General features: G+C 74.4%; 4 protein-coding genes. 1 reads left to right on the top strand and 3 read right to left on the bottom strand.

The window, feature by feature from the left end:
- The coding region (locus QL987_RS16760) for an aminotransferase class V-fold PLP-dependent enzyme (RefSeq protein ID WP_290158788.1) at nucleotides 1-932 on the bottom strand (932 nt) is incomplete at its 3' end.
- A 71-nt stretch (nucleotides 933-1,003) separates the two neighbouring features.
- Here QL987_RS16760 and QL987_RS16755 point away from each other — a divergent pair.
- Nucleotides 1,004-1,954 (top strand): LysR family transcriptional regulator, encoded by a 951-nt coding sequence (locus QL987_RS16755; protein ID WP_290158787.1) that lies wholly within the window; start codon nucleotides 1,004-1,006, stop codon nucleotides 1,952-1,954.
- A 152-nt stretch (nucleotides 1,955-2,106) separates the two neighbouring features.
- Here the strand turns inward: QL987_RS16755 and QL987_RS16750 are convergent, their stop codons facing one another.
- Nucleotides 2,107-2,907: an isoprenyl transferase gene (locus QL987_RS16750; RefSeq protein ID WP_111076089.1), complete on the bottom strand. Its 801-nt coding sequence runs from the start codon at nucleotides 2,905-2,907 to the stop codon at nucleotides 2,107-2,109.
- On the bottom strand, nucleotides 2,904-3,749 hold the full coding sequence (gene recO / locus QL987_RS16745) for a DNA repair protein RecO (protein ID WP_204608116.1): 846 nt from the start codon (nucleotides 3,747-3,749) through the stop codon (nucleotides 2,904-2,906). Before recO ends, QL987_RS16750 begins: the two co-directional genes overlap by 4 nt.
- Nucleotides 3,750-3,763: the final 14 nt, after the last annotated feature.

Raw genomic sequence — 3,763 nt, 5'->3', positions numbered from 1 at the left:
GTCAGTGCCCGCAGCCCGGTGCCGTCGGCGTCGGGGAACGTGACGATCGCCTGCCCACCCGAGCCGAGCCCCTGCCGCGGTGACCCGAGCGCGTCGCAGAGCCGGTCTGCGAGTCCGGTGGCGTGCCTCCAGGTCGTGTGCGCGTCGAGCGAGACGGCGTGCCGGAGTGCGGCGACCGCTCCGGGCCACGCCTGCCAGGCCGGCGAGACGTCGAAGCGGCGGGCGTCGTCGGCCAGGTGCATGGCGGGGCCGTAGCAGGAGGACCAGACGTCCTCGCCCGCGTACCAGCCGGCCTGGACGGGGCGCAGGCGGCCGAGTGCGGTGTCGGAGAGCGTCATGAACGCGACGCCGCGGGGTGCGCAGAGCCACTTGTAGGTGTGCGTGATCGTGATGTCGAACGGCGCGGCGGCGACGGGCAGGACCCCGGCGGCCTGGGTCAGGTCGCAGAGCGTCAGGGCGCCGACCCGTCGTGCCTCGGCGAGGACGGGTGCCGGGTCGGTGACGATGCCGGTGGCGGACTGCACGACGGACCAGGCGACGAGCGCGGTGTCGGGGCCGATCGAGGCGGCGAGCTCGGCGAGGGGGACGCTCCGGACGCGCACGCCGCGGTGCGCCTGCGCCAGGAAGGGGAAGACGACGGAGCTGAAGTCGCCGTCCGGGACGACCACCTCGGCGCCGTCCGGCAGGGCGTCGGCGACGACGGCGGCCATCACCGAGGTCTGGGACCCGGTCGCGACCTGCGCTGCCGGCACACCGACCAGGTCGGCGAAGAGCGCGCGTCCCTCCTCGACGAGGGCACCGTAGTGGGCGGGCGAGGACTCGCCTCGGGACCACGCGTCGAGGTCGGCGCGCTGCGCGGCGAGCGTGCCGTGCGACGGGAGTCCGGCGGTGCACGCCGCGAGGTAGCCGCGGCCGGCGGGGAACGAGTCCATGTCCGACAGGGTCCCGCCGCTCGAGCCATCACGCCAGAGCAGGTTCGTTGTGCCACCGGTAACATCATGTGATGGACGACATCGACCCGCAGCTGCTCCGCGTCCTGCGCGCCGTCGCCGACAGCGGGTCGATCACCCGCGCAGCCGCCGCACTCGGCTCGAGCCAACCCGCGCTCAGCCAGCTCCTGACCCGGGCCGAGCAGCGCCTCGGGCACGCGCTCGTCCTGCGGGGCGGCCGCGGCGCGACCCTGACGCACGCCGGCCAGGTGCTCGCCGACCACGCCCTGCACGTGCAGGCGGCGCTGAACGCGGCGCGCGAGGACCTCGACGCCGTCGGCGGACTCACCCGCGGGCGTGTCCGGCTCGCGGGGTTCCCGAGCGCGTCCTCCGCCCTCGTGCCCGCGGTGCTCGCGCGCCTGGCCGCGACGGCGCCGGGGGTGACGACCTCGTACGTGGAGGTCGAGCCTCCCGAGGCGCTCGACCTGCTCCGCGGTGGCGAGGTCGACGTCGCCCTCACCTTCACCTACGTCGGCGACGAGGTCGGTGCCGTCCCCGACCCGGGCCTCGTCACCCGGGCACTCGGCCGCGACCCGCTCGCGCTCGTCACGCCCGTCGCTGCCGGCCAGCCGCTCGTGACGGGAGGCCCGGGTCCCGTCCGCCCCGCCGGCTCGACCGTCGTGGACCTCGCGTCCCACCGTGACGCCCGCTGGATCGGTGGGTGTCCGCGCTGCCGGGGGCACCTGCTCGCCTCGTGCGCGAGCGCGGGGTTCACGCCGGACATCGTCCTCGAGACGGACAACGCGGCCGCGGTCGTGGGGCTCGTCGCCGCGGGGCTCGGGGTGGCGCTGCTCCCCCGGCTGGCCCTCGCCACGACGGTCATCCCGGCCGGCGTCGCGATCGACCCCGTGGACGACGACCTGGCGCGCCGCGTCGAGGTCGTCGTCGCCCGCGGGGCCGACCGCGTGCCGAGTGTCCGTGCGGCGCTCGACGCGGTCCGCTCCGCGGCCCACCTGCTCGCCTGACGCGGCCGCGACGCCCGCGCCGGCCGGTCGGCCAGCGCCGAGCCTCGGCTGAGCGGACACATCGCGGCCTCCGAACGGCGCAACATGTCCGCGGGGCCGAGCCTCGGCCGCGCGGGCGGCCGGCAGCGGCGCCGGGGCAGCCGCCCGCCGCGCTACGCCGTGGGCGTGTCGACCGCGCCGCCGTAGCGACGGTCGCGGCTGGCGTACTCCTCGATCGCACCCCACAGGTCGGTGCGTCGGAAGTCGGGCCAGAGCCGGTCGAGGAACACCATCTCGGCGTACGCCGACTGCCACAGCAGGAAGTTGCTCGTCCGCTGCTCCCCCGAACTGCGGAGGAACAGGTCGACGTCCGGCAGCTCGGGCACGTACAGCCGCTTCGCCAGGGTCTTCTCGGTCACCTGGCTCGGCTTGAGGCGTCCAGCGGCGACGTCGTCCGCGATCGAGCGCACCGCGTCGGCGATCTCGTTCCGGCCGCCGTAGTTGACGCACATCGTCAGCGTCAGGACGTCGTTGCCGGCCGTCATCTCCTCGGCGGTCTGCAGCTCGTCGATGACACTGCGCCAGAGCCTCGGGGTGCGCCCGGCCCAGCGGACCCGGACGCCCCACTCGTGCAGCTGGTCCCGGCGGCGGCGGATGACGTCACGGTTGAAGCCCATGAGGAACCGGACCTCTTCGGGTGAGCGCTTCCAGTTCTCGGTCGAGAACGCGTACGCGGACACGTGCGTGACGCCGATCTGGATCGCGCCGGCGACGACGTCGAGCAGCGAGGCCTCGCCCGCTTTGTGCCCCTCGATCCGGGTGAGGCCGCGCTGGTTCGCCCACCGGCCGTTCCCGTCCATCACGATCGCCACGTGACCGGGCACGAACCGCTTCGGGATCGCCGGGGGCTGCTCGCCGGTCCAGTCGACCGGCAGGAAGGGGCCCGGTTCGGCAGCGGGACGGCGAGGGCTCATGCGCGGGTTCCTCCGAGGGCAGGGTCGTGGTCGTCCGGCGTCGGCACGGCGGGCGCCGGCACCGCTGCGACCGCCGCCGGCACACCACCGGGGTGTGGGGCGAGCGGTGACGGGTGCTCGGTGCGGTCGACGTGCGGCAACGAACGGAGCGATCGTTCCAGGTGCCACTGCGCGTACGCCGCGACCACGCCGGAGGCCCGCGATCTCGTCCGCTCGTCGGTCACGTCGACGCTCCCCCAGTCCCCGGCGAGCAGCTGTCCGAGGACGGCGAGTGTCGCCGGGTCCAACCGTGGTGTGCCGGGAGGCGCTGCCGAGTCCGCCACGACCCCACCGAGCTGCACGACGAACGCCGAGTGCGGCCCGGGCTCCCCGGTGACCGCGCAGTCGCTGAACGAGGGTGCCCACCCGGCGATGCTCATCGCGCGGAGGAGGTACGAGTCGAGGGTCGCACTCGGCTGGTGTTCCCCGCGCGACAGCGACCGCAGCGCTCCGACGAGCAACAGGTACTGCTGCAGTCCCGCGTCCGCCTCGCTCAGTCGGTCGGCGGTCTCGACCATCGCACTCGCCGCCGTGTAGGCGCCGTAGTCGGCGACGATGCGGGCTCCGTACGCGCCGAGGGACTCCGCCTGGGTGACGATGTCGAGCGAGCGGCCCTCGTAGAACTGGGCGTCGACGACCATGAAGGGTTCGAGCCGCGAGCCGAACTTCGACGCGGTCCGGCGCACGCCCTTCGCGACGGCGCGGATCTTGCCGTGCTCCCGGCTGAGCATCGTGACGATGCGGTCGGCCTCACCGAGCTTGTGGGTGCGCAACACGACGCACTCGTCCCGGTACAGCGGCATGCCTCAAGTATCCC

The sequence above is a fragment of the Curtobacterium sp. APC 4022 genome, from assembly GCF_030407555.1.
Taxonomy (GTDB): domain Bacteria; phylum Actinomycetota; class Actinomycetes; order Actinomycetales; family Microbacteriaceae; genus Curtobacterium.
This window is presented reverse-complemented; position numbering and strand designations above follow the sequence as displayed.